Source organism: Kribbella sp. NPDC050470 (assembly GCF_044458365.1).
Classification (GTDB): domain Bacteria; phylum Actinomycetota; class Actinomycetes; order Propionibacteriales; family Kribbellaceae; genus Kribbella.
In genome coordinates this window covers 286,034-311,334 of record NZ_JBITHV010000001.1, presented here as the reverse complement: position 1 = coordinate 311,334, position 25,301 = coordinate 286,034, and the positions used below count along the sequence as shown (strand labels likewise).

General features: G+C 69.1%; 21 protein-coding genes. 9 read left to right on the top strand and 12 right to left on the bottom strand.

The window, feature by feature from the left end; all coding sequences use genetic code 11:
• Positions 1-51: 51 nt before the first annotated feature.
• Complete coding sequence (locus ACIBGM_RS01400) at positions 52-798, top strand: AraC family transcriptional regulator (RefSeq protein WP_360515282.1); 747 nt, start codon at positions 52-54, stop codon at positions 796-798.
• A 3-nt stretch (positions 799-801) separates the two neighbouring features.
• On the opposite strand, the gene ACIBGM_RS01395 is transcribed toward ACIBGM_RS01400, so the two are convergent.
• Positions 802-1,308, bottom strand: a complete 507-nt coding sequence (locus tag ACIBGM_RS01395) for a PaaI family thioesterase (RefSeq protein ID WP_396384102.1) — start codon at positions 1,306-1,308, stop codon at positions 802-804.
• A 65-nt stretch (positions 1,309-1,373) separates the two neighbouring features.
• Here ACIBGM_RS01395 and ACIBGM_RS01390 point away from each other — a divergent pair, with 65 nt between their 5' ends.
• Entirely contained in the window at positions 1,374-1,883 is a 510-nt protein-coding gene (locus tag ACIBGM_RS01390) for a winged helix-turn-helix transcriptional regulator (RefSeq protein ID WP_396384101.1), read from the top strand.
• A gap of 234 nt (positions 1,884-2,117) precedes the next feature.
• A complete protein-coding gene (locus ACIBGM_RS01385; protein WP_396384100.1) occupies positions 2,118-2,627 on the top strand; it encodes an excalibur calcium-binding domain-containing protein in 510 nt (169 codons plus the stop codon).
• On the opposite strand, the gene ACIBGM_RS01380 is transcribed toward ACIBGM_RS01385, so the two are convergent.
• The 3 genes from ACIBGM_RS01380 to ACIBGM_RS01370 form a co-directional block, all read right to left on the bottom strand.
• A complete protein-coding gene (locus ACIBGM_RS01380; protein ID WP_396384099.1) occupies positions 2,567-3,487 on the bottom strand; it encodes a hypothetical protein in 921 nt (306 codons plus the stop codon). The genes ACIBGM_RS01385 and ACIBGM_RS01380 overlap by 61 nt on opposite strands.
• Positions 3,488-3,579: 92 nt before the next feature.
• Positions 3,580-4,527 carry a hypothetical protein gene (locus tag ACIBGM_RS01375; RefSeq protein WP_360515267.1) on the bottom strand — a complete coding sequence of 316 codons (948 nt, stop codon included), beginning with the start codon at positions 4,525-4,527 and terminating at the stop codon, positions 3,580-3,582.
• A gap of 139 nt (positions 4,528-4,666) precedes the next feature.
• Positions 4,667-6,025, bottom strand: coding sequence for an NAD-dependent succinate-semialdehyde dehydrogenase (locus ACIBGM_RS01370; protein ID WP_396384098.1), 1,359 nt, complete (start codon positions 6,023-6,025; stop codon positions 4,667-4,669).
• 146 nt (positions 6,026-6,171) lie between these two features.
• Here ACIBGM_RS01370 and ACIBGM_RS01365 point away from each other — a divergent pair, with 146 nt between their 5' ends.
• A complete protein-coding gene (locus ACIBGM_RS01365; protein WP_396384097.1) occupies positions 6,172-8,274 on the top strand; it encodes a M6 family metalloprotease domain-containing protein in 2,103 nt (700 codons plus the stop codon).
• Here ACIBGM_RS01365 and ACIBGM_RS01360 read toward each other — a convergent pair.
• Positions 8,218-8,880: a histone deacetylase gene (locus ACIBGM_RS01360; protein WP_396384096.1), complete on the bottom strand. Its 663-nt coding sequence runs from the start codon at positions 8,878-8,880 to the stop codon at positions 8,218-8,220. The genes ACIBGM_RS01365 and ACIBGM_RS01360 overlap by 57 nt on opposite strands.
• Here ACIBGM_RS01360 and ACIBGM_RS01355 point away from each other — a divergent pair.
• Complete coding sequence (locus tag ACIBGM_RS01355; RefSeq protein ID WP_396384095.1) at positions 8,872-9,756, top strand: phospholipase domain-containing protein; 885 nt, start codon at positions 8,872-8,874, stop codon at positions 9,754-9,756. The genes ACIBGM_RS01360 and ACIBGM_RS01355 overlap by 9 nt on opposite strands.
• Here ACIBGM_RS01355 and ACIBGM_RS01350 read toward each other — a convergent pair.
• A complete protein-coding gene (locus ACIBGM_RS01350) occupies positions 9,728-9,988 on the bottom strand; it encodes a LysE family translocator (RefSeq protein ID WP_396384094.1) in 261 nt (86 codons plus the stop codon). The two genes, ACIBGM_RS01355 and ACIBGM_RS01350, sit on opposite strands and share 29 nt — an antisense overlap.
• Positions 9,989-10,172: 184 nt before the next feature.
• On the opposite strand from ACIBGM_RS01350, the gene ACIBGM_RS01345 reads away from it, so the two are divergent.
• Entirely contained in the window at positions 10,173-12,956 is a 2,784-nt protein-coding gene (locus ACIBGM_RS01345) for a BTAD domain-containing putative transcriptional regulator (protein WP_396384093.1), read from the top strand.
• Between the two features lie 41 nt (positions 12,957-12,997).
• Entirely contained in the window at positions 12,998-13,771 is a 774-nt protein-coding gene (locus ACIBGM_RS01340; protein WP_396384092.1) for a class I SAM-dependent methyltransferase, read from the top strand.
• Here the strand turns inward: ACIBGM_RS01340 and ACIBGM_RS01335 are convergent.
• From ACIBGM_RS01335 to ACIBGM_RS01315, 5 genes are read right to left on the bottom strand one after another with little or no spacing between them, the layout of a single operon-like run.
• Positions 13,768-14,655, bottom strand: coding sequence for an ABC transporter ATP-binding protein (locus ACIBGM_RS01335; RefSeq protein WP_360515244.1), 888 nt, complete (start codon positions 14,653-14,655; stop codon positions 13,768-13,770). The genes ACIBGM_RS01340 and ACIBGM_RS01335 overlap by 4 nt on opposite strands.
• Complete coding sequence (locus ACIBGM_RS01330; RefSeq protein ID WP_396384091.1) at positions 14,652-15,464, bottom strand: ABC transporter ATP-binding protein; 813 nt, start codon at positions 15,462-15,464, stop codon at positions 14,652-14,654. Before ACIBGM_RS01330 ends, ACIBGM_RS01335 begins: the two co-directional genes overlap by 4 nt.
• Positions 15,457-16,332, bottom strand: a complete 876-nt coding sequence (locus tag ACIBGM_RS01325; protein WP_360515238.1) for an ABC transporter permease — start codon at positions 16,330-16,332, stop codon at positions 15,457-15,459. Before ACIBGM_RS01325 ends, ACIBGM_RS01330 begins: the two co-directional genes overlap by 8 nt.
• Before the next feature lie 5 nt (positions 16,333-16,337).
• On the bottom strand, positions 16,338-17,432 hold the full coding sequence (locus tag ACIBGM_RS01320; RefSeq protein ID WP_396384090.1) for an ABC transporter permease: 1,095 nt from the start codon (positions 17,430-17,432) through the stop codon (positions 16,338-16,340).
• Positions 17,429-19,267 carry an ABC transporter substrate-binding protein gene (locus ACIBGM_RS01315; RefSeq protein ID WP_396384089.1) on the bottom strand — a complete coding sequence of 613 codons (1,839 nt, stop codon included), beginning with the start codon at positions 19,265-19,267 and terminating at the stop codon, positions 17,429-17,431. Before ACIBGM_RS01315 ends, ACIBGM_RS01320 begins: the two co-directional genes overlap by 4 nt.
• A 302-nt stretch (positions 19,268-19,569) precedes the next feature.
• On the opposite strand from ACIBGM_RS01315, the gene ACIBGM_RS01310 reads away from it, so the two are divergent.
• Together ACIBGM_RS01310 and ACIBGM_RS01305 are read left to right on the top strand one after the other, a co-directional pair.
• On the top strand, positions 19,570-20,388 hold the full coding sequence (locus ACIBGM_RS01310; RefSeq protein WP_360515229.1) for a class I SAM-dependent methyltransferase: 819 nt from the start codon (positions 19,570-19,572) through the stop codon (positions 20,386-20,388).
• A 118-nt stretch (positions 20,389-20,506) separates the two neighbouring features.
• Complete coding sequence (locus ACIBGM_RS01305; RefSeq protein ID WP_396384088.1) at positions 20,507-22,297, top strand: BTAD domain-containing putative transcriptional regulator; 1,791 nt, start codon at positions 20,507-20,509, stop codon at positions 22,295-22,297.
• Here ACIBGM_RS01305 and ACIBGM_RS01300 read toward each other — a convergent pair.
• Positions 22,288-25,242, bottom strand: coding sequence for a sacsin N-terminal ATP-binding-like domain-containing protein (locus ACIBGM_RS01300; RefSeq protein ID WP_396384087.1), 2,955 nt, complete (start codon positions 25,240-25,242; stop codon positions 22,288-22,290). The two genes, ACIBGM_RS01305 and ACIBGM_RS01300, sit on opposite strands and share 10 nt — an antisense overlap.
• Positions 25,243-25,301: the final 59 nt, after the last annotated feature.

Here is a 25,301-nt window from a genome sequence, read left to right as displayed (position 1 = left end):
TCAGCATCGATCGAACGTGCCTGGGAAACAATGCAGGAGGCGACAGCGACTATGCACAAATCGCTCCAGCTGCTCGGCGCCGGCGTACACACCGCCGGTCCGGGCAAGGACTATCCGTCGCACGCGCACACCTCGTGGGAGCTGGTCTACTACGTGCGCGGCCGGATCACGTGCCCGATCGGCGACGAGACGTACGCCGCCACGCCCGGCACCGTCCTGCTCACGCCACCGCGGACGTTCCACGCCGAGCTCAGCCGGACCGGCTACGCCAACCGCTTCCTGCAGGTCGACGCCGCGGCCGGGCGCCCGTGGCCGCGGGTCTGCTTCGACGACGGCGAGCGCAGCCTCGGCCGGGTCTTCGACGCCATCGTCCGGGAGAGCGCGCAGCCCGGCGACGAGAGCGACCGGATGTGCTCGCTGCTGCTCGACGAGCTCGACCTTCTGCTGCGCCGCGCTGCGGCCGCGGAGCCGGTGACTGCCGCCGAACAACTGGTCGCGCAGGCCGAGCGGATCTTCGAGGAACGCTTCGCCTCGGGCATCCGGGTCGCCGAGGTCGCCGCCGAGCTCGGCATCTCGCCGTCCGGGCTACGGGCCGCCTTCGCACGACTGCGTGGCACGAGCCCGCGCGCGGCGCTCCAACATGTGCGCCTGCGGCACGCGCTCGGCCACATCCGCAACTCCACGCTGACGCTGCAGGCGATCGCAGAGCTGACCGGCTACGACTCGGTCAGCCACCTCAGCCGCCAGGTCAAGGCCGCGACCGGCTCGGCGCCGGGCGCACTGCGTACGCCGGAATGACAGTCACGGGAGGTCGAAGAGCAGGCACGTCGAGGTCGCGTGCGCCAGCAGGGTCCCACGCTCGTCGAACAGCCGGGACTCGGCAGCAGCGGTACGGCGGCCGCGGCTGATCATCGCGCCTTCGCACCGGAGCAGACCGGAGGAGACCGTGACCGGCTTGATGAAGCGGGTCATCAGGTCGAGCGAGGTGTACCCCACGCCGGCCGGAAGCGTCGAGTGGACCGTGCAGCCGGCGGCGGTGTCGAGCAGCGTCGCGATGATGCCGCCGTGCACCGTGCCGAGCGGGTTGTAGTGGAACTCGGCGGCCGGCATCAGCACCGCGACCCGGCCCTCCTCGACCTCGAACCCGGTCCCGCCGACGAGCTGCAGGATCGGCGGCGGCGGGACCTTGCCGTCCCGCATCGCCTGCAGCATCTCCAGGCCGGAGATCGCGCCGAGCGACGCGGCCGTCAGCGCCGGGTCGGACCAGGTGAAGGTACGGCTGCGGGTCGCCTGCTGGGTCTCTGTCATGGACCGAGCCTCACACTACGCAGCTGGGTCTGTCAACGAGACCTAGCCCTCACTACGATAGCCCCATGACGGCACTGAATGCCGCGCCTCCGGCGCGGGGGTACGACGCCCTGGACTGGTCGGTGGACAACTGCCCGATCGGCCGGGCGATGGAGATCCTCGGCGAGCGGTGGACCGTAGTGGTGCTGCGCGAGGTGTTCAACGGCATCCGCCGGTTCGACGACCTGCGGATCCGCACTGACATCCCCCGCCAGGTGCTGTCCAACCGGCTGGCCAAACTCGTCGAGCACGGCATCCTGCGCCGGGTGCCGTACCGCGAGCCCGGGGCCCGGCAGCGCGACGAGTACCGGCTGACCGAGAAGGGCTTCGACCTCTACCCGCTGCTGATCGCGATCCGCGACTGGGGTGACAAGTACCTGGCCGGTCCCGAAGGCTCGCCGCTGACCATCATCCATCGCGACTGCGGCGCGGTCGTCCACACCGAGGTCCATTGTGCGGCCGGCCACACCGTTGAGTCACCGCGCAACGCCGTACCGCGACCGGGACCGGGTGCCAAGCGGCGTTCAAACGATTGAAAACGACGACATTCGGGCCTAGGCCAGACTTTCCCGCGTGATTGTCTGTAGGCTGCCTGACGCGATGAACAACCTGGGGGAGCAGGAGGTTGTGTGAGGCAGTTCAACGCGCCACCGGGCTGGCCCGGCCCGCCGAACGCGAGGTGGCGACCGCCCAAACGCTGGGGACCCGCTTCGTCGTGGCCGCCGGCCCCGGCCGGCTGGAGATTCTGGGTCGACGAAGAAGGCTATCCGGTGCGCGGACCGATCGGACGGTACGGCGGTCCGAGTGTGATCAAGCTCGGGTCGGCGACGCTCGTCGTACTCGTGTTGATCGGACTGGTGCTGTTCAACCCGTTCACCGGCGGCGACGACACGAAGCCCACGGCGGCGCCGACGTCTGAGGTCGAGACGTCGTCGGAGCCGGAGAGCTCGCCGGCCGCTCCCGAGACCGGCGCTCCTCCGACAACCACGCCGACCACGCCACCCACGCCGACAACGTCGGAGGAGTCGTCGCCTACTTCGGCACCGAGTTCCACGCCGACGGGGCCCGAGTCGTCGGCGCCTTCGTCGACGCCGGACCCGGCCAACCCCTCGACCAGTGCGCCCACGACTGCGCCGACCAGCACCAAACCGGTCGTGTTCAGCACCTGCGCCGAGGCTCGGGCCGCAGGCAAGGCGCCGCTGTACCGCGGTCGGCCGGGCTACTCCGAAGCGCTCGACAAGAACGGTGACGGGATCGCCTGCGAGCGCGGCAACTCCTGACCGCCGTCGCGGACGCCCTCGTCCCACAGCTCCTGCGTCTGGATGATCCAGAAGGTCGCGAACAGCGTGATCAGCGCGCCTTCGATCCACAGCACCAGGTGCTCCCAGCCGAAGATCGCCTTCCAGGCCCAGAACGCGAGCGGAACGACGACCATCGCGATGGCGATGGCGGAGTACCGGTTGGCCGGCACTGGCTTGGTCTCCGGCGCTCGGTGGTGTTCCGCTCGGTGCTGCTTGCGGCGGAACTCCTGGGCGTTGACCACCACGACCGCGATGATGCAGGCGAACATCACCAGCGCGGCCGCGTAGTGCGCGTTGGCGATGAAGCCGGCCCGGTCGGCGAAGAACCACGCGACGCCACCGCCGAACAGCGCGAGCGCGACGGCGAAACCAACCAGGTACATGGGGTTCCGGTCTTCGCGGGACCACCGCGCCCGGAGCACGAACACCGCGGTGACGACGAGGCACGGCACGCCGACGACGAACAGCGCCAGCATGTTGTTGGCGACGTTCGCGGCGGTGTCACCCAGCACCATCGGCACCGACCGGCACCGGCCCGGACCTGGTGTCGGCACCAGCGCCACGACGGGCGCGAGGATCCCGGCGACGTTGAGCAGGATGTCCTCCCGCTCGGTATTGCCCTTCAGCACCACCATGCACACGCCGATGGCGATCAGGCCGCCGACGAAGATCGCCTGCACCGGCGTGTAGTAGTAGGCGCTGATGGACGTCTGCAGACAGCGCGGATTCGTCTTCGACCACTCGATCACCAGTGACGCGGCGAGCAGCACCACCATCGCCACCATCGCCATCCGCAGGTAGCGGTAGGTCTTGATCGAGTAACCCGCAGGCTCAGCCATGTCCGCCCCCTAGAGATGTGCTCCCCCTGTTACTCGCAGTATGCGCTGCGTTGGGCCGCACGGCAGTGCGTGCGGCCCACCGCGTGTCGGGGTCAGCCGGCCTGGGCCGTGTTGTAGACGTTCTGGGCGTCGGTGCCGAAGTACGGGCCGAACATCCAGGTCGGGATGAAGTTGATCTTGTAGCTGTTCACCGAGTTCACGATGCCGGCGCCGGTCGACTCGCTGAACTGCAGGAACCAGCCGCCGCCACTCGAGCCGCCGGTCATGTCGCAGGTCATCCCGATCCCGTTGGAGATGAGCGCGTTGAACGTCGTACCGCTGCAGTAGATCAGCTTCGAGCCGTCGTACGGCGCAGCGGCCGGGTAGCCGAAGGCGTACATGTTCTGGCCGCGCGCCTGGTTGAACGCGATACCCTGGCCGCCGACCACGTCGGTGAGGTTCTGGCCGTTGAGCTGGTTCACCGCCGCGGCGCCGACGTCGTAGTTGATGTCCTCGCTGGCCACCCACTGCGGCGTCGCATAGGTCTTCTTCGCGGTCCACGTCCCGTACGGCGTGCTGCCGTTGTTGTACGCCGGGACGAAGGCCCAGTTGGTGTGGAACGCGCCGTCGAGCTTCACGCAGTGGCCGGCGGTGATCACGGTGCTCTTGTTCGTCGAGGTCACCGCGGTCCCGCTGCAGGACGCCGTACGGCCCTGGTAGGTGAAGAACACCCGGCCCTCGGTGCTGACGATCTTGCCGCCGCCGGTCCACTGACCGCCGCCGTTCGGGAACGCGGTCGGCGCGACCGTGGTGGGCTTGCCGGCCGCCGGCGCGGCGGCCACCCGCTGCTTCGGTTTCAGAAGCTGTTCGAGCGGTACGGCGGACCGCATCCGCTCGGGGGTCCAGAAGCCGGCGACCTTGGCCTGCTCGGCCTTGGTCGTCGCGGCCTCGTGGACCGTCGAGGGGTGGCCGGCGGACGCCGTACCGGCGAGCGGTACGACGAGGCCGACGGCACAGGTGGTTGCGAGCAGGACGGAACGAAGGGGGCGGAATCGCATCATCTGCTGCCACTCTTTCCCGGCCGGTGGATCGCACCGGCCGTCCTCACGGAACAGATCTGGCCGGACCGGTTTCACACAGTCACCGGCCCGTTACATCAGGTGCGTCACCTTATGCGCAAAACGCCCGTTTCAAAACCCTTTACAGCCTGATCGACTTCTTGTTCATGAACTCCTCGATCCCGGCCGGGCCGAGCTCGCGGCCGATGCCGGAGCGTTTGATGCCGCCGAACGGGAGGTCGGCCTGGGAGCCGCCGGCCCGGTTGAGGTAGACCATGCCGGCGTCGATCCGCTCGGCGACGCGGCGCAGGCGGTCGGGGTCGGTCCCCCAGACGCTGGAGCCGAGACCGAACGGGGTGTCGTTGGCGAGCCGGACCGCGTCGTCCTCGTCCGCGGCACGGAACACGATGACGACCGGGCCGAAGATCTCCTCGTAGTACGCGTCCATCGCCGGGGTGACGTCGGTGAGCACGGTTGCTTCGAGAAAAGCACCAGGCTCGATCCGGTGTCCGCCGGCGCGCAGTGTCGCGCCCTGCTCGACGGCCTTCGCCACCTGGCCCGCGACCTCGTCCGCGGCCGCGACCGACGCCAGCGGCGGGAGCTTCGTTTCCGGGTCGCCCGGATCGCCGGGCTGGTAGTACTCCGCGACCCGCTTAGTCAGCCGGTCGACGTACTCGTCGTAGATGTCGGCGAGCACGATCATCCGTTTCGGCGCGTTGCACGACTGGCCGCAGTTCCTCATCCGCGCTGTCGCGGTGGCGTTGACCGTCTCGTCCATGTCGGCGGTGTCGAGCACGATCAGCGGGTCCGAGCCGCCGAGCTCGAGCACGGTCTTCTTCAGGTGCCGCCCGGCCTCGGCCGCGACCGACACCCCGGCCTGCTCGCTGCCGGTCAGCGAGACGCCCTGGATCCGCGGGTCGGCCAGGATCGCCGGGATCTGCCGGCTGGACGCGAACGTGTTGACGTACACGTCGTCCGGCACGCCGGCGGCGTGCAGGATCTCCTCGATCGCGCGGGCCGAGCGCGGGCAGATCGAGGCGTGCTTGAGCAGGATGGTGTTGCCGAGCACCAGGTTCGGCGCGACGAACCGGGCCACCTGGTAGCACGGGAAGTTCCACGGCATGATGCCGAGCAGCGGCCCGATCGGGCCCTTGGTGATGACGGCCTTGCCGCCCTTGATGTCCAGCGGCTCGTCGGCCAGCAACGCCGGCCCGTGCTCGGCGTAGTACCGGAAGATGTCGACCACGATGCCGACCTCGCCGCGGCCCTCGTTGATCCGCTTCCCCATCTCCAGCGTCATGATCGCGGCCAGTTCCTCGGCCCGCTGCTCGAACAGGTCCGCCGCCCGCGCCACGATCGCGGCCCGCTCCCGCACCGACCGGGCCCGCCACCCCGCATATCCCCCGGCCACCCGCCCGACCGCGGCCTGAACCTCTTCCTCCGTCGAGTTGGCCACTTCCTCGACCACCACACCCGTCGCCGGGTTCGTCACCACGTACATGGTTCCTCCATCCACAGCCGTCGCGCCCAGGTTGGCGACATCATTCCATACTGTATACAGTGGTCTCATCTGTTGTGGTCACGGGTCTTCACAGGGCAAGCTCATGGCAGCCCGTTGTCCCGCCCTAGTCGATCGGATGCCCGCCCGTGTCTGAGCAACGGAAGTTTCGTCTTGTCCTGAAGCTGGTCGCCGTACTCGCCGCCGTCTCGGTGCCCTCGATGGCGCTGGCCTCGCCGAGCGCGACCGCACCCCCGGATCCCGCTAATGCTTGGCAGTTTCCGCATTGGCCGCAGAAGCAGCCTTGGCAGGAGTCGGGATCGCCGCAGCGTGTTGCGGCTACCACCGCCGAGGGGTTGCCGGGGGCCATTGATCCGCAGAACTGGGTGAACCCGGACCACATGACGTGGGGTGACTACCGCAAGCCGCCGGGGACCAACTGGTCCGACCCGAACGTGAAGGGGTCGACGCGGACGTTCAAGGGTGCGCTGGTGCTCGTGGACTACCCGAACCAGGACTTCGTCGTGACCAAGGCGAAGGGGTCGACGCCGTTCGGGAACCCGAGTGCCGAGGCGAACGGCGTGCCGCGCGACCAGGTCGCCGAGTTCTACAAGAACTTCCTCAACACCCCGGGCACGCTGAACCGCGGCCACACCATCCACGAGTACTGGATGGAGGACTCCGGCGGCCGGTACGGCGTCGACCTGACCGCGTTCGGCCCGTACCGGATGCCCGGCAAGTCGCACGAGTACGCGATGGAGTTCCAGGGCGGCACCGCCTGCCCGGCCGGTGACGACTGCACCAAGAACATTCGCACCGACGGCCGCGCCGCCTGGGTCGCCGACCAGGGCCCGGAGGTGCCGGCCGGGTTCGACTTCGTCTTCTTCCTGAGCGCCGGGCAGGACGAGTCGTCCACCTGGCAGGAGTTCGGGATGATGAAGTTCCCGACCAAGGAGGACGTCACCGACGAGTTCGGCCCGCCGGACCCGGCGCTGCCGAACTGGTCCGACACCCGGTACGTCGACTGGACGTCCTGGGCCGCCGGCGCGTCGATCTGGCCGAACGCCGGCGGCGGTTCGTCGACGCAGGCCGAGAGCTCCGGCATGGGCGTCTACGCGCACGAGCTCAGCCACATCCTGGGCATCGGCGACAACTACAACAACCCGTACGGCGTTCCGCCACGGCGCGCGTACACCGGCATCTGGGAGATGCTGAGCCGCGGCAGCTTCAACGGCCCGGGTGGTCCGCACAGCCGCTGGATGATCCCGGCGACCGGTGGCGGCTCGATGGGCGCGCAGCACATGCTCCGGAACAAGATCAAGCTGCAGATGGTCGACGAGAAGAACGTCCTGCGGCTGTCCCGCGAGGCCCTCGCGACGTCCGGTGTCGTGATCGCCGACGTCACCGCGAGGACGGTCCAGCCCGGTCCCAAGGGCTTGGCCGGCGTGAACATCCAGCTCGGCGGCGCAGGCGATCTCGCACCACCTTGTAGCGTCACCACGGACCCGATGTGCGACGGCCGCGGGTACCAGAACTACACGGTCGAGGTAGTCGACCGGATGGGCACGGACTCGTTCACCCCCGACGCCGGCGTGCTGCTGGCGAAGACGAAGAACGAGGACCGCGCGCCGTTCGAGTGGGTCATCGACGCGAACCCGCAGGACATCAGCATGACCGACTACGTGCTGCCCGACGGCACCGAGGTACCGATCACGATCGGCGACTACCGCCAACTGTCCGACGCCCTCTTCCACGCCGGCACGAACTCGGGCAGCGAGTACGAGTACACCGACGCCGCCAACCGCCTGCACTTCTACATCACCAACGTGAAGCGGGACCGCCAAGGCGTGCTCTCCTACACGGTCGCCATCCGGTCGCTCGACGGCGCCGGAGCCCAGAAGCGCGGCGTCCGGGTGCTGCCGACCGTGGCCAAGCCGCAGCAGAACGGCGTGCAGACGTGCAGCTTCCAGCTGACCAACACCGGTACGGCGGGGACCGGATCACAGCACCCCGAGGACGTCACGTCGTACCTCAAGGGCGACGTCTACCGCGTGAGCGCCGAGATCGAGGGCAACGGCTGGTCGATGTCGCTGCCCAACGCCCTCGCCACCGCGAACGCGGGCCAGCACACGACGGTCCCGGTCTACACGAAGTCCGGCACCGCGCCGCTGGCCAAGATCACCCTGACCGCGACCTCAGAAAGCGACCCCACCAAGCAATCCACCGCCACCTGCCTCGCCGTCAAGCGCTGACGCGAGCTCGTCCACTGTCCACGCCCGACTGACACCGGTCGCGGAGTAGAGATACTCCGCGACCCGGCGGGCGGCCCAGCCGTGCGCTTCGGCGAGGCCGGCGGCGATCCAGCGCAGGTACGGGAGGGTCGGCGCGTTCGGTTCGAGGTCGGCGACGGTGCCGTGGGTGACGGTGAACATGGGTACGCCGTCCTGCTCACCCAGGCGGGCCACAGTCTCGTAGCGCCCCGAACCCATCGCGTGGACGGCATCAACCTCCGGGAGTACGGCGGCCAGGTCGCGAGCGAACTCGCCTCCCGGGTCGCGGCGCATCTCTTGCGCGGCAATGTCGCCCAGTTGATCCGCCGTCACCAGATAGGCCCGCGCGGCCACCACGCCCGGCGCGGCCGGGTTGTAGAACGCCGAGCCGCCACCCCAGACCCGGGACTCCCCCGCGAAGACCAGGCCGCCCGGGACCTCGACCGCTGCGATCCGCGCCGGGTCGCGGGGGTCGCGGCACCCCGGGTAGACACGCGCGCCGCCGGCCGGGCGCCCGCCGGCCAGGTAGCAGCGGAACCTGTCGAGGGCGAGGTTGGACCCGTAGGCGACGTACCAGACGTGGTCCACACCGCTCAGAATAGTTCGGAAGTCGGCTCTTTCAAACAGCACAGTTCATCTTCCACCGGCAGTTCCGGCCAGGAGACACTGCCGTTCCACCCGGAGGCTGACGACCTCGGACTGCAGTTCCTGCAGGGCCTCCCGCACAGCTGGCCGGACGGGCAGCAGGCGATCAACAAGGGCAAGTACAACCAGTGGATCGCGGCCAAGTCCGCGGTGACGATGGCCGACCTGCCAGACACGTCGGCGTACGAGCCGCCGGACAACGACCGGCACCCGGACTACCGGCCGACCCCGCCCGCGGTCGGCAGCATCCCGGCTCAGGAGCGCGGCCGCCGCCGTACCAGGCCGTTGCCGTACGCCTCGGTCGTCGACGGGTCGGTTGCCGGTGGCAAGTACACGCTGACCTTCGGGTCCGGGCCGAAGGCCGGGGCGCAGTTCCTGATCACGTCCGCGAACCGGACAGATGGTCCGTGGACGTACACCACCGAGGCCGGCAAGAGCATCGCGGACAGCTGGAACACCATCTACTCCAACGGTGTCTACGACCTGACCGTGCACGGCCCGAACGGCTTCCTGCGCACCTTCAAGGGCAAGCCCGCGACCGGCCTCGAGGTCACCGCCCGCGAGAACGCCGGCACCGGCGACCTCGACCTCACCATCACCACCGACGTCGCCCGCCGCATCACCATCACCAACGCGTACGGCGGCTCCCCCAAGCGCCTCGACCTCCGCCCGGGCACGCGCACCCACACCTTCACCACCACCAACCGCTGGTACGACGTCTCCATCACCACCAACGACATTACGTACCTCCGCCGCCTGGCCGGCCACGTCGAAACCGGAACCCCCGGCCTCAGCGACCCCGCCATCCGCACCACCTGAGCTCATGTGGCAGGAACGCGAGAAAGAACAGCGCGGTCTTCGGATTCAGCAGGTCGACGAGGATCCCGTCCCGGACGAGCCGCCCGTAGCCCGACGACACCGCCCGGTGCTTCGGTCCACTGTCGGCCGGCCGGTGCCGGAGCTCGCGGATCCCCATCACGATCAGGTAGGCGGCGCCGGCGTACGTGACTGCCTGGAACAGCTCGTGGGACGAGGCCACCACGAACGCCACGGATGGTCCCGGTACGAGTGGTACCGCCAGCGCTGCAAGGCAAAAGGACAGGACAGTTGTCGTACTCGGCATGATCCCCCGATCAGTTGCACTCCCGTTCGACAACGTAGGGAGTAGCGCTGTCGGTTTGCTGTCAGTCCAGTGGCGACCCTTCGGCTCGGTAGGGTGAGGGGCCGGGGGTGTGATGGCGCGTCTCGAGATTCGGCTGCTTGGTCCGTTCGAGATCTGTCGTGACGGGCGGCGGGTGACGCTGCCCGGGCGCAAGGTTCGTGCTCTGCTGGCGATTCTGGCGCTCGACTGCGGGCGGACGGTTTCCTTCGACGCGCTCGGACGGGCGCTCTGGGCCGACGATCCGCCGGAGCGGCTCCGCGGCAGTCTGCAGACGTACGTCGGCCGGCTGCGCCGCGTCCTCGGCGACGAGTCGGTGACCACCGAGCCGACCGGCTACCGCCTCGACGTGCCGCCGGAGTGCGTCGACGTACTGCGCTTCCGTCAACTGCTCGACCGATCCGAGTACGACGCCGCGCTGCAGCTCTGGCGTGGTGACCCGTTCGGCGAGCAGTTGTCGGCGTGGTTCGAGGATCACGAGACGCCGGCCCTGATCGAGCGCTACCTGACCGCCTGCGAACGACGCATCGACCAGGAAGCAACCACCGGCGCGCACCTGCAACGCATCCCCGAGCTCCACGAGCTCACCGCCCGCTATCCACTGCGCGAGACCCTCTGGCTCCGGCTGCTCACCGCCCTGCGCGACGCCGGCCGATCCGCCGAAGCTCTCGACCGCTACGAGGCCCTCCGCACCCAGCTCGCCGACGAACTCGGCGCCGACCCGTCGCCCGACCTGCAGGCGATCCATCAGCAACTGCTCGAAGTACGACGACCAGCCGCACAACCGCCGATGCGACGACAGCCACCTCCGGACCTCACCAGGTTCTTCGGCCGCGACACCGAGCTGAATCGCCTCGACCACCTCGTGAACACCACTCGCCTGGTGACGATCGCCGGACCGCCGGGAGCCGGAAAGACCCGGCTGAGTCGCGAGTTCGCCGCCCGGTCAGCGACCGACGTCGTACTGGCCGAGCTCGCATCGGCGGCCTCGGTGGAGTCAGCGATCCCGGATCCGCTCGACGGTGACCTGCTCATCCTCGACAACTGCGAGCACGTGGTCGACGAGGCGATCGAGGTCGCCACGCGCATCCTGGAGACCCACCCGGACGTGCGCATCCTGACCACGAGCCGGGTCCCGCTGGGCGCACCCGGCGAGCAGGTCTTCCGGCTACCGCCGCTGGCCGCCACGTCCGCAAAGGAACTCTTCGACGACCGGGCCGCACTCGTGTCCGGTGACACCCCTGTCGACGCGGAAGCCGTCGCCGAGATCTGCCTGAAGCTGGACGGCTTGCCGCTCGCCATCGAGCTCGCGGCGGCCTGGAGCCGAGTGCTGTCGCCGCGTCAGATCCTGCAGCGCCTCACTCCCCTGCTGCAGGAGAACGACGCAACGATGCGGGCTGCGCTCGATTGGAGCTACCACCTGCTCTCCGAACCACAGCAGCTGCTGTTCGAGCGGGTCGCGGTGTTCTCCGGCGGCTTCGACCTGACCGCGCTGGAGTACGTCGCCGATCTCGGCGACGACCTGCTCGGTGCGTTGACCGGCCTCGTCGACCACTCCCTGGTGCTGACCGACCGGCTGCCCGACGGCCGCATTCGCTTCCGCCTGCTGGAGCCGGTTCGCCAGTACGCCGCTTCGCTCCTCGGCGAAGCGCCGTCCGTCCGGTCGCGCCACGCAGCGCACTACCTGACCGTCGCCCAGCGGGGCGACTCCGAGCTGCACAAGAGCGATCGAGGCCGCACGGTGATCGACCTGCAGCGCGACGAGGGCAACTTCCTCGCCGCGCTGAGCTGGGCGCGATCGCAGCCCGGCGATCTCGGGCTGCGCCTGGCCACGGGCCTCGCCTACTTCTGGGAGAACCGCGGCTTCGTCAACGACGCACGCGGCTGGCTGGAGGAGTTCCTCGACCGCGACGACGCGGCTCTGCGTGCCACCGCGTTGGCAAGACTCGGCCGGCTGGCTTGGCGGCAACGCGACTACGCGGCCGCCAGGCTCGCCTACCAGGAGAGCCTCGACCTGCATCGGCAACTCGGCGACGAGCCCGGTACGGCACGGGCGCTGCGCAATCTCGCCCTGGTCGCTGCGGCCACCGGCGAGACTGCGGTCGCCATCGACCTGTGTGAGCAGAGTATGGCGATCTTCCGGCGGCTCGGTGACGAGCACAGCCGAGGATGGACGCTGACCGTGCTCGGCCTGGCGCACTTCGAGGCGGACGACTACGCAGCCGCAGCTCCCTGCGCGCGCGAAGCACTCGAGATCGGCAGGTCGACCGGCGCCGCCGCGTTGACCGTCGCGGGCCGGCTCGGGACGGCCTTCGCGGCAGCCGTGGCCGGTGACGTGCGGACCCATCGCGAGCAGGTGACCGCGGTGGTCGCCGAGCTGCGCAAGGCGTCCGGTCTGATCGAGGATCCTGAGTGGCTGTGGGCCAGCATGAGCCTGGCGGCGAGCGAAGGCCGGGAGCTTGCATCACTGCGGCTCGCCGGGGCCGCGATCGCGCTCAGCCGTCGCGGTGGGCGGATGTCGGACGTGACCACCGTGTTCTGTGACGCCACCGTCGCGCGACTCCGGCAGCGGGTCGGTGCCCGCGTCGCGGATCGGCTGATGGCGGTCGGCCGGCAGCTCACTCAGGACGAACTGATGGCCGAGGCGCTCGCACCGCCGACCCCGACCGACAAGCCGCTGACCGGCCGCGAGCTGGAGGTCGCCGAGCTGGCCGGACAGGGGCTGAGCAACGAACAGATCGCGGTCGCTCTGGTGATCTCCCGCCGTACCGTGGAGTCGCACCTGGAGCACATCCGGCAGAAGCTGGACCTGGCCAGCCGGTACGAGATCGTCGCCTGGGCGCTGTCACGATCCGGGTGAACCCGGATGTTTCGGTCGGCCGGGCCGCCCACGCTCGGAGCATGGATTATCTCTTCGACACCGGCAGCGAACTCGGCACGCACCACCTCGATCACCTCGGCAAGCTCCTGAACCGGCCGACCGCCTGGGCCCTGGAGCGGGTCGGGCTCCGGCCGGACCTGCGCTGCCTCGAACTTGGCGCGGGCAACGGCTCGATCGCCAACTGGCTGGCAGCGCGCACCCGCGAGGTCGTTGCCGTCGACATCGACACGAGCCAGCTGAACGACGTCGCACCCGGCGTCCAGGTGATCCGCCACGACCTGCGCGACGGCCTGCCGGTGGAGGGGCCGTTCGACCTCATCCACGCGCGGCTGCTGCTCATGCACCTGCCAGAACGCGAGCAGCTCCTCGAACGGATCGTCGAGGCGCTGGCGCCTGGTGGCTGGCTGGTGCTCGGCGATATCACCGACCGTCCGCTCGAGACCCTCGCCGTACCGGAACCGGGCGACCAGGAGCTGTGGGACAAAATGCTGCATCTGTCCCACAACGTGGTCAGCCCGGCTCGCGGTATCAGCTGGACCTTCGCCCGGGAGACCGCCGGCCTGATGACCGCCGCCGGCCTCGTCGACGTCGACGTCATGGAGTACTCCCAGACCACGGCCGGCGGCACCGACGGCTGCCTGCTGCACCTCAACCTCAACCAGCAGGCCGAACCGCTGCTCCGCGCCGCCGGCGCCACCGACGACGAGCTCACCCGCTACCGCGAGCTGATGACGAACCCGGCCTTCCGCGCCTGGTTCTACGAGTTCCTCGTCACCAGCGGCCGTCGGCCCTAGATCACTGGGGTCTCGGGGCCGCTGGTGGCGTCGGCTTCGGCCTTCTCCTCCTCGTCGAGCTCGTCGACGTTGATGCGGGAGGTCCAGCGCAGGTCGGGGTCGGGCTGCGGGATGGAGTCGAGCAGGAGCTTGGTGTACGGGTGGGACGGCTCGTGCATCACCGTGGTGACCGGGCCGCGTTCGACGATCTTGCCCTTGGTGATCACCATGACCTCGCCGCCCAGGTAGTAGACGGTGGACAGGTCGTGGGTGATGAACAGCGTGGTCATCCCGTGCTCGCGCTGGAAGTCGAGCAGGATGTCCAGGAAGTGCTTGCGCACCTGGGCGTCCAGCATCGACACCGGCTCGTCCGCGATGATGAACGACGGCCGCAGCATGTGCACGCGGGCCAGCATGATGCGCTGGCGCTGGCCGCCGGACAGCTGGTGCGGATACCGGCCGAGCACGTTCTCCGGTTCGAGCCGGACCGCGCGCAGCGACTCCTCGATCAGCTCGAGCCCCTTCGACCGGCTGGTCGTGAGCCCGAACTTCTTCACCGCCTTCCACAGCGCCCGATCGACGCGGTAGAAGGGGTTGAAGATCGCGTACGGGTCCTGGAACACCGGCTGGACGTCGCGCCGGTACTCGTCGTACTCGGCGCGACTCAGCTTGAAGATGTCCTTGCCGCCGTACAGCACGGATCCGGCGGTCGGCTTCTGCAGGCCGAGGACGTTGCGGGCGATCGTGCTCTTCCCGCTGCCGCTCTGGCCGACCAGGCTGACCACCTGCGGCGGCTGCGCCGCGAGCGTGAAGCTCACGTCGTCGACCGCGGTCAGGTAACCGCCGGCCACCCCACGCGCGTGGAATCGTTGCTGTACGCCACGAAGTTCGAGCTCGGACTTCACGATGCCCTCCGTCCCACCTGCGGGATCGACTCGATCAGCTGCCGGGTGTACGGATCCCTGGGATCCTTGAACACCTGGCGTACGTCGCCGACCTCGACCAGCCGGCCTTCGTACATCACCGCGACCCGGTCGGCCAGCTGGGCGTGCACACCCATGTCGTGCGAGATCACCACCACCGTGACGCCGAAGTCGGTGCGCAGGTCGGCCAGCGACTGCAGGATCACCCGCTGGATGGTCACGTCGAGCGCGGTGGTCGGCTCGTCCGCGATCACCAAGTCCGGTTCGAGCGCGACCGCAATCGCCATGAGCACCCGCTGCTTCATCCCGCCGGACAGCTCGTGCGGGTACATCCGCGCGACTCGCGGCTCCAGCCCGACCTGGCCGAGCAGCCGCGGAATCAGCTCCCCGAGCGAGTCCTTCCGGCCGGGCGCGTGCTCCAGGATCACGTCCTTGAACTGGTCCTGCACCCGCATCACCGGGTTCAGCGAGCTCATCGAGCCCTGCGGCAGGTACGACAGCGCCGACCAGCGCAGCACCCGCAGCTCCTCGCCGTCCACCTTCAGCAGGTCGACCGGCGAACGCTTGGCCGGGTGGAACATCACCGACCCGCCCGTCACCTTGCCCGGCGGTTTCAGCAGCCGGAGCAGCGCGACCGCGAGGGTGCTCTTCCCGCTGCCCGACTCCCCCGCGATGCCGAGGATCTCACCGCGACGGACGTCCAGGTCGACGCCGTTGACCGCTTTCACGTTGCCCCGCGTCGACAGGTACGTGACCTCGAGACCCCTGATCTCCAAGACCGAGTCACTCACCGGTCACTCCCCTTAGCCGCGGGTTGTAGACCTCTTCCAACCCGATGTTGACCATGTTCAGCGCCGCGAACAGCAACGTCAGCAAGATGATCGGCACCGCGAACATCGGCCACGCGCCGAGCGTCAGCGCGCCGGTGGTGATCGCGTTGAAGATGATCTGCCCGAGGTCGACCACCCCGCCGGGCCCGAGCCCGATGACCTCCAGCCCGACCAGGCCGAAGATCGCGCCGAGCGCCGAGGACGCGAACCCGACGCCGATGAACGGCAGCAGGTTCGGCAGCAGCTCGGTGACGATGATCTCCAGGTCCCGGGCCTTGCTCACCCGGGCCAGGTCGACGTACGGCCGGGTCCGCAGGCTCAGCACCTGGGACCGGATCGTCTTGGCCGCGAACGGCCAGGAGAAGATCGAGATCATCACACCGACCTGGAACAGGGTGACGTTCTTCGCGTACGCCGACAGCGCGATCAGCAGCGGGAACGTCGGGATCACCAGCAGGATCCCGGTGAACGTCGACAGCACCCCGTCGATCCAGCCGCCCTTGTACCCGGCGACGAACGCGACGATCACGCCGACGACGGTCGAGATGACACCGGCGATCGCCCCGATCTGCAGCGACACCGAGAGCGCCTTGATCACCATCGCGAACACGTCCCGGCCGAACTGGTCGGTGCCGAGCCAGTGGTCCGCGGACGGCACCAGCCACTTCTCGTACGCCGCCACCTCCATCGGATCCTCGCCACCGCCGATGGCCTTGGTGATCAACGGGCTGCACAGCGCCAGCAGCACCATCGCCCCGAGGATCGCCAGTCCGGTCGCCAGCCGCCGGCTGCCCCGGATCGTCCGCAGTACCGCAGTCAGAAGTCTCATCGCCATCACTTCCAGTACTTGACCCGCGGATCCAGCAGCGGGAGCAGGAGGTCGAGGATCAGGACTGCGGTGAGCACCGAGAAGATCGCGATGTTGGTCACTCCGAGGATCGTGTTGAAGTCGAGCTGCTGGATCGCGGTGACCAGCGTCGTCCCGAGCCCCGGGTAGTTGAACAGCTGCTCGACCAGCACGTTGCCGTTGAAGATGAAGCCGAGCGAGATGCCGAACGCGGTGATCTGCGGCAGGTAGCAGTTCCGCAGCGCGTACCGGGTCAGGATCCGCGAACCCTTCAGGCCCTTGGCCTCGGCGTACACCAGGTAGTCCTCGCCGAGGATCGGGATCATCAGCATCCGGGTGGACAGAATCCAGCTGAACGTCCCGATCAGCACGATCGAGAACGCCGGCAGGAAGCCGTACTTGAGTACGCTGCCGATGAACTCCGGTGTGATGCCGGGGTTGATGCTCGAGTCGTACGCCGATCTGGCCGGCAGCATGCCGAGGGTGTACGCGAAGACGTACACCAGGATCAGCGCGACGAAGAAGTACGGCACGTGCGACAGCGCGATCGACAGGTTGGTCGCGACCCGCGAGCCGAGCTTGCCGCGCCGCCAGCCCGCGATCGCGCCGATCACCACGCCGAAGATCCAGGCCAGCACGGCCGAGATGCCGAGCAGGCCGATGGTCCAGGGCAACGACCTGAGGATGACGGTCTGCGCCGGCGTCGGGTAGTTGATCAGCGACGGGCCCATGTCGCCGTGCAGGACCAGCTTCTCCATGTACTTGAGGTACTGGGAGAAGATGTTGCCGTCGAGCCCGAACTCGTGCTGGTACCGCGCGATCAGCTCGGCGCTGGCCTGCTGGTTGTAGATGTAGTTCTGCTGCAGGGTCTGGATCAGCGTCTGGATCGGGTCGCCCGGCATCATCCGGAAGAAGAAGAACGCGATGGTGAGCGCGCCCCACAGCTCCACCACGTAGAGCCCGAACCGGCGCAGCGCGTACGCCGCCAGCGGATGCCGCGACAGCCAGGCCCGCACCCCCGAGGCGGGTGCGGAGTCCTGGCTCTCGTCGACAGTCACCACCGGCGCGGCTTCCGCCGTCACGCCGGTCCCTTCTGCCCGGTGGCCTTGATCTTGGCGAGCACGAAGATGAAGTGCGGCCACCAGTTCAGCGGTACCTCGTAGAGGTCGTCGTCGGTCGGCCAGCCGGACCAGAACGCGGTGTTGAAGAACTGCGGGTACCCGGTCTGGATCACCGGCAGCAGCGGCAGCTTCTGGAAGTAGATCTCCAGCGCCTGGTCGAGCAGCGGTTTGGCCTCCTCGCTGTTCGGGTCCATCCCGGCCAGCTTCTGGGAGATCTCGTCGAACTGCGGGTCCCGGAACCGCATCTTGTTCCGGCCGGCGGCGTTCTTGCCGATCGGCTGGGCCTTGCTGCTCTCCCAGTCGGTGTAGAGCTGCTCGGGGTCGATGGCGAACCCGGCCCAACTGGAATCGATGTCGTACTCGCCGCGCTGGAACTTCTGGTCGTGCACGCTGCCGGACAGGCTGCGCAGCGTGGCCGGCACCCCGACCTTGGCCAGGTCGACCTTCAGCACGTTGGCGATCGCGTACTCGTCCTTGTCGACCGGCGCGGGCGTGATGATCTCGAGGTTGATCTCCTTGCCCTTGTACGTCCGCTTGCCGGCGGCGTTCTTCGGGGCGATCTCGTCGAGCAGCTGGGTCGCCTTGTCCAGGTTGTAGTCGTACTTGTACTTGTTCGCCAGCTCGTCGTTCTTCCACTTGTCGTTGGTCGGGTAGTCCGCCCACGGGTAGATCGCCGGCGGCACCTCGACCTGCCAGACGGACTTGCCGATCTTCTCCCGGTCCAGGCAGTGGTTGATCGCCTGGCGCATCTTGGGCTCCGAGATCACGCCGCGGGCCGGGTCACAGTTCAGCCACAGCACCCGCGGGTTCGGGTCGTGGAACTGCGTGGTCTGCAGCGCCGGGTAGCCGGTGTTGCGCAGCTGCTTGGCGTGCTGCTCGTCGATCGAGCCGACGTCGAACTCCGCCTTCTCGAACGACAGCGAGGCCTGGTCGGCCTGCTTCGACGTGCTCTGGAAGACGACGTACTGCGCCTTGACGTCGAGCTTGTCCTTGTTCCAGTAGTTCGGGTCCTTCTCCCAGACGAACATCTTCTGGTTCCGGATCGCCTGCTTCAGCTTGTACGGGCCGGACCGCACCGGCGGGTTGTCCTTGTACTTCGTCGGGTCCTGCGATTTCCAGATGTGCTCGGGCATGATGTTGTTCGGCGCCCCGGCGATCGCGGCGATGAAGTTGTAGTGCAGCCGGGGGGTCGGCTTGAGCAGCTTGACCACGGCGGTGTGCGGGTCCGTGACCTCGACGTCCTTCACGAACTCCTTCAGCTCACCACCGCCGCCGAACAGGTCCGGACGGTCCTTCAGCATCATCACGGTGAACTTGAAGTCGTTCGCGCCCAGCGGCTTGCCGTCGTTCCAGTGCGCCTTCGGGTCGAACTTGATGGTCAGCTCGGTGTGGTCGTCGTTGTACTTGTACTCGGTGGCCAGCCAGGGCGTCAGCTTGCCGGTGGCGAAGCTGAGGAAGAACAGCGGCTCGGTGGCGAGCTCGACGCCGGCGCCGCCGGGAGAGCCGTTCGGGATCATCCCGTTGAAGCTGTCGAAGACCGTGTACTCGACCTGGCCGACGATCACCGACTGGTCCCGCGGGACCGGGATGTTCGCTTTGCCGATCTGGATCGACTTGGTGGCGGCCGGCTTGTTGTCGGCAGGTTTGTCGGAGTATGAACCGCCGCTGCCGGAGCAGGCCGCGAGGAAGGCCGTCATCGCGGCCGCGGCACCTCCTCCGAGCATGTGCCGCCGGCTCAGCTGGTAGCGGACGACATCTGCGACGTCTTCGTACTGGGGGCGCGGTGCTTCGTTCATGACGAAAGTCACCTCCGTTTTCGTTGCGCGGACAGGGCGATCACCCACCGAGAGGTGTGACGGACTATAAGTAGCGTTGACAACGTTGGCAAGAGTTCATTGCCACGTTGGAACAACGACGCTGAACGTGCAGGTCAGTCGATATACCAACCTTTGACAACGTTGGTTCGCTCTGCGTGACGGCGCTCAGGCGGGAGCTCGCCGGTTTCGTCACACGCCGCGTCACACGGCGGCCGTCTTCCATCGGTACGGCGGCCGCACCGAAGCGGTCGCGTATCAGAACCGTTACTCCAGGGGGAGACATGACGACCAACACGACCGTGGACTTCGAGGCGATCAAGTCCAAGCAGCGAGCGTCCTGGCAGACCGGCGACTACCCGCGGGTCGGCAACACGCTGCAGATCATCGCCGAGAACCTGGTCGAGGCCGCCGACGTACGGGCCGGGCAACGGGTCCTCGACGTTGCCTGCGGCCAGGGCAACGCGGCGATGGCGGCCGCCCGGCGGTTCGCCGAGGCGACCGGTGTCGACTACGCGCCGAACCTGCTCGAGCAGGGCCGGGAGCGGGCCGCCGCCGAGCACCTGCCGATCACCTTCACCGAGGGCGACGCCGAGAGCCTGCCGGTTCCGGACGCGTCGTTCGACCTGGTCTGCAGCACGGTCGGCGTGATGTTCGCGCCGAACCACCAGCAGACGGCCGACGAGCTGGTCCGGGTGACCGCTCCGGGCGGGAAGATCGCGCTGGCCAACTGGACGCCGTCCGGCATGATCGGGCAGATGTTCAAGACCGTGTCCAAGTGGGCGCCGCCGCCCGCCGGGGTGCGGCCGCCGACGCTGTGGGGCACCGAGGACCACCTGTTCGAGCTGTTCGGCGACCGGGTCGAGTGGGTCGCGCTGAACCGGCGCGAGTTCGTGTTCCGCTACCACACGCCGGAGCACTTCTCGGAGTGGTTCCGGGACTTCTACGGCCCGATCACGCGGCTGGCCGGGACGCTGGACGGCGAGGACCTGCACGAGTTCGCCCGCGAGCTCGCCGACGTTCCGCGACCGTTCGACTACGCCGACGACGGCACCGTCGCCGCCCGCGCGGAATACCTGGAAGCCGTGGGAATCCGCCGCTGAGGGGTCACACTGGTCTCGGGGGAGCTTGCCCACTCGGATGAGGGGTTGCCCACTGGAATTTCCAATGGGCAACCCCCGAACCGGATGGGCAAGCACGCGAGGCGTGGAGGGGAGCGGTATGGCGACGATTCGGTTGCTCGGGCCGCCGGTGGTCGAGCACGGCGGGGAGCCGGGTCGTCAGCCGCGCGGGCGGAAGGCCTGGGCGCTGCTCGGCTACCTGTTGCTGGCCGAGCGGCCGCCCAGCCGCCGCCGGCTCGCCGAGCTGTTCTTCGGTGACGCCGAGGATCCGCTCGGCGCGCTGCGCTGGACGCTGGCCGAGCTTCGTCGTGCCCTCGACGTTCCCGACCTGCTGTCCGGCGATCCGGTGGTGACGACACTCGACGGTACGACGATTGTCGACGTACTGGAGCTGGCCGAGCCGTCGACCGATCCGGAGTCGCTGCTGACACTCGGCGGTGAGCTGCTCGAAGGCGTCGACCTGGAGTCCTGTCCGGAGTTCGAGTCCTGGTTGCTGGTGGAGCGGCGCCGGATCGCCGGGACGATCGAGGCCCGGCTCCGGCAGAACGCGATCGCCCTGCTCGCGGCCGGGCAGGCGGCCAAGGCGATTCCCTTTGCTGCCAAGGCGGTTGAGATCAATCCGCACGAGCAGGGCAACCACGAGCTGCTGATCCGGAGCCTGGCCACCTCCGGCGATCGGGTGCGCGCGCTGCGGCAGATCTCGATCTGCGAGGACCTGTTCCAGCGTGAGCTCGGCATCTCGGTCTCCGGGTCGCTCCGGGAAGCAGCGCGGGTCGAGTCCCTGACGGGCCCACCGCTGCGCGGGCGGGCCGCCGCCGTCAGTCAGCTGCAGGCCGGCCGCGCGGCGATCGTCGCCGGTGCGGTCGACGCTGGGTTGCAATGCCTGCGCCAGGCCGCGGCGCTCGCGGTCGAGTGCCACGACAAGACCTTGGAGGCAAGGGCTCTCGCGGCGCTCGGCGGCGCGCTCGTGCATGCGATTCGCGGGCACGACGAGGAGGGTGCGATCGTCCTGCACGAGGCGTTGACGGTCGCCGACGCGGCCGGTGAGCGGGCGACCACAGTGCTGGCGCTGCGCGAGCTCGGGTTCATCGAGGTCCAGGCCGGGCGGCGGCAGACCGGGGACGAGTGGCTGTCCAAGGCCCATGCGCTCGCCGAGACCGATGCGGAGAACGCCGCGATCCTCGGCGTCCGCGGGATGAACTCGTCCGACCGGGCCGACTACCCGGCCGCGTTCGAGCAGCTGGGCGAGTCGGTGGAGCTCGCTGCCCGCTGTGGCGATCACCGGCAGCAGGCATGGTCCCTGGCCCTGGTCGGGCGGGCGCAGCTGCTGCGTTCGGAGTACGGCGAGGCCGCCAAGACGCTCGCCGAGACGCTCGACCTCGTCCGGCAGGAACGCTGGATCGCCTTCCTGCCTTGGCCGCAGGCCCTGGCCGCTGAGATCGAGCTGTACGCCGGCAACCTGGACACGTCGGCCGAAGGATTCGAGCAGGCGTGGGCGATGGGCTGCCAGCTGAACGACCCGTGCTGGGAGGGCATGGCAGGTCGCGGGTTGGCGATGCTGCACGCCAGCCGCGGCGACTACCCGGGTGCGACCGAGTGGCTCGATCTCGCGCTGACGCGGGCGAGTCGTGAACCCGATCGGTACCAGTGGGTGCACGCGCACGTTCTCGACACCGCGGTCGGGACGGCGATCGAGCGATCCGACGGCGAACGTGCGCAGCACCTGGCCGGCAGCCTGTCCTCGCTGGCCGCACGTTGCGACCTCCGGGAGATGCTCGTTCACGCGCAGCTCCACCTCGGTCGGCTCGGCGACCAACGGGCCGTCGCCACAGCGCGATCGCTCAGCGCCGAGATCGACAACCCGGCGCTGCAACTGCTGGCTCAGTCGTAGGCGGCGTCGACCAGCAGCTCGGAGCTACGGTCCGGCTCGTTGAGCACGGCGCGGATCACGTGCCGCTGGTCCCACCGTCCGCTCGCCCAGGCCAGCGCCTTGGCCAGACCGTCGAACGTCGCCGCATGCGGCGCACCGTCCTCGTCCACCCACCACGACACCTCGACCCCGTCGACGGTGAGCTCCTCGTGCTCCCACCACGTCGCCGGGACCTCGGGGACCAGCTCACGGACGATCTCCGGCACGTCGGCCGCCGTACCCGCGCCGTCGATCTTGCCCTGGGCAACTTCTTGCGCCATCGGTACGTCGAGCAGGTCGCTCAAACCGTCCGCCGCGGCACCGGAGGCGACGACGAAACCGCCCAGATCCTCGCGCTGCAACCACATCGGGCCGTCGACGACCACCGCGCTGCCGGCCATGGTGACGCGGGTCAGGCCGTCGTCCGCGAGGACCCGGACCTGCTCGGGGGCGTCGCCCGGGAAGACGGCCAACGTGCCGAGCCGGCTCCACAACCGCAGCAGCTCGCTCTCCTCGACATCGCGGTCCGGATCCGCGAGCCGTTCGAGCAGCAGGCTGATGCCGTCCGCGTCGAGATCACCGACGTCGCGGACGAGGCCGACCGCCGTACGCACCTCGGGGTCGAGCTGGGCCGTCCACGCCGGGGCCTCGTCGAGGAAGCTCGCGAGCACGGGGTCGGCGTCCGGATCGGCCCGGCCGGCGAGCGGTTCGCCGTCCTCGAGCAGCACGCGTTCGCGGATCCACCAGGCGGCGTACGACGGGACGCCGAGCGTACGGTCGTCGGGTCCGACCACGCGCACCTGGGTCACCAGGGCACGGCGGAGATCGGGTGAGGAGCCGAACAGTTCGAGGACTCGTGGCCAGGCGTCGTCGGTGATCCAGTCGAGGTCCCGGATCGCGCTCAGTTCGCCGATCGTCGCGCCGTAGCGGGAGCCGTCGGGCGCCACGTCGTACGCCCAGTCCTCGATACCGTCGAGGTCGGTGAAGGACTCGGGCAGCTCGTCGAGCGCGATGTCCGAGGCGGTGACGACACCGAGCGTCGCGAGCACGCCGACTGCCTCCAACGCGGGCAGTCCGTGGCGGTCGAGGAGCGCGCGGTCGATCGGGGCGACCTCGTCGGCGTCGAGGATCGACTCGGCCTCGGATCCTGGGATGACGAGCGCGTTCGCGGGCACGAGGTCACCGTCGGCGTCGCGGAGCGCGAGGTCGGCGAGCCACCACAGGCCGTCCGCCTGCGCCGGGTCGGCGGCGACCAGGCTCAGGACGGCGTGCGCGATCGCGTCCGGGTCGTCGGCTTCCAGCGAGTGCTCGACGGCGGTGCGTACGGCGCTGTCCTCGAGCAACGTCCGCGGGGTCGCCGGGAGCGCGCCGAGGCGTTCGAGCGCTGGCGCGACGGCGTCGGGGTGGACGATGCGGACGCCGTACTCGCCGAACTCCTTGAGCGCGTCGACCGGTAGCTCGGGACCGGGCAGGAGCAGGCCGCGCACGCCGCGCATGAGCCGACCGTCGGCGAGCGGGACCGGGAGCGTGCCGAGCGACTCGCGCAGGAGCGCGTCCGTCACCATGCCGGCGAGCGACGCGTACAAGTCCCGCCACCACTCCGGCTCGTGCTGCGCCCCGAGTTGGTCAACCACCTCCGCCAGCTCGAGCCGGCGCACGCCCAACGCATCCAGCGCACTCCGAAACTGCAAGCTCGACCGGACCAACCCCGGCACGATCGCCCCGAGTCGCCCGGTGAACGCCTCATCCGCCCCCTCGACCACCACCGCATCCCGCGGCCGGATGGTCGCCCCGTCCTCCACCACCCGGAGCACCGGGGTGTCTGGCAGCACGGCGACAATCGCATCCCGGAGCGCGTGATCCAGCGCCCCCGCGGCAAGCCCGGTGGGCACCAGGTGAAGCACGTCGTCGCCGTCCTCGACCCGTCGCCGCAACAGCTCTGCATAGGCGGTTGCCGACTCCCGCACCAGCCAGTCGGTCAATGGCCCCTGCGCCACATGCCGCCGGGTGGAGTCGAGCGGGAAAGTTGCCAACAGCAACACAGGCAGGCTCAGTGGCTCGTCAGTAGGCGTAGGAGCATGCACGACCCCCGGCAGTGCGCCGGCGGATGGGAGTGCCCAGAGGACTGACCACTGGGGGCGGGTGCGTTCTTCGGTGGGGCGGTCGGCGAGCAACTGCTCGCGTTGGGGTTCGGTGAAGACGCCGGCTACGCGGTGGATATGCCAGCGGGACTCGACGTCTTCCAGGACGCGCCGGCCGTGCGCGGTTTCGATCTCGATGCGCTCCAGGCCGGGGAGGGCGAGCAGGAGCGCATCGCCGGCCTCGTCGAGGAGGCGGCGGACGAGGGCGGCGGCGGCCTCGTCGCGAAGGGGCAGGATGACCGCGGTGTCGTAGCCGTCCGGCGGCTCGCCGGCTGCTTCGAACGGCAGACGCAGTACGGGCACTTGGCCGCCACGTCGCCGTACCTCGGTGTCCAGCCCAGCGGACCCGAGCGCGGCGATCGTCGCCGCCGTGTCCGCCTTCGAGAACCGCACTCCCCCGGTCCGCGACAGCACCACCGGCTCGTCCGTCACCGCGAGTACCGCGGAGAACCCGACGCCGAACCGCCCGACCGCAGCCTCGTCCCGCTTCGCCGATGCCCGCAGCGTGGCCAGCGACTCGACCCCGGCCGCGGACAACGGCGCGCCCGTGTTGGCGACGACCAGCGTGTTGTCCCGGAACTCGAACAGCACCTGCCCCGGCACCCCCGCCCGCGCCGCGGCGTCCGCCGCGTTCTGCGCGAGCTCGATGACGACCCGGTCGACGTACCCGCCGAGCGCGAGCTCCTCCTCGGCGTTCGCATCCTCCCGAAACCGCACCGGCGCCGCCAGCCACCCGGCCAGCACCCGCTCCCGAATCCCGCCCACCCCGAACACGTCGTCAGTCACGCCGTGCAGTATGTCAAGCGTCCCTGCGCGGGCAGCCAGGTCTCCCGTCCTGGTAGGTC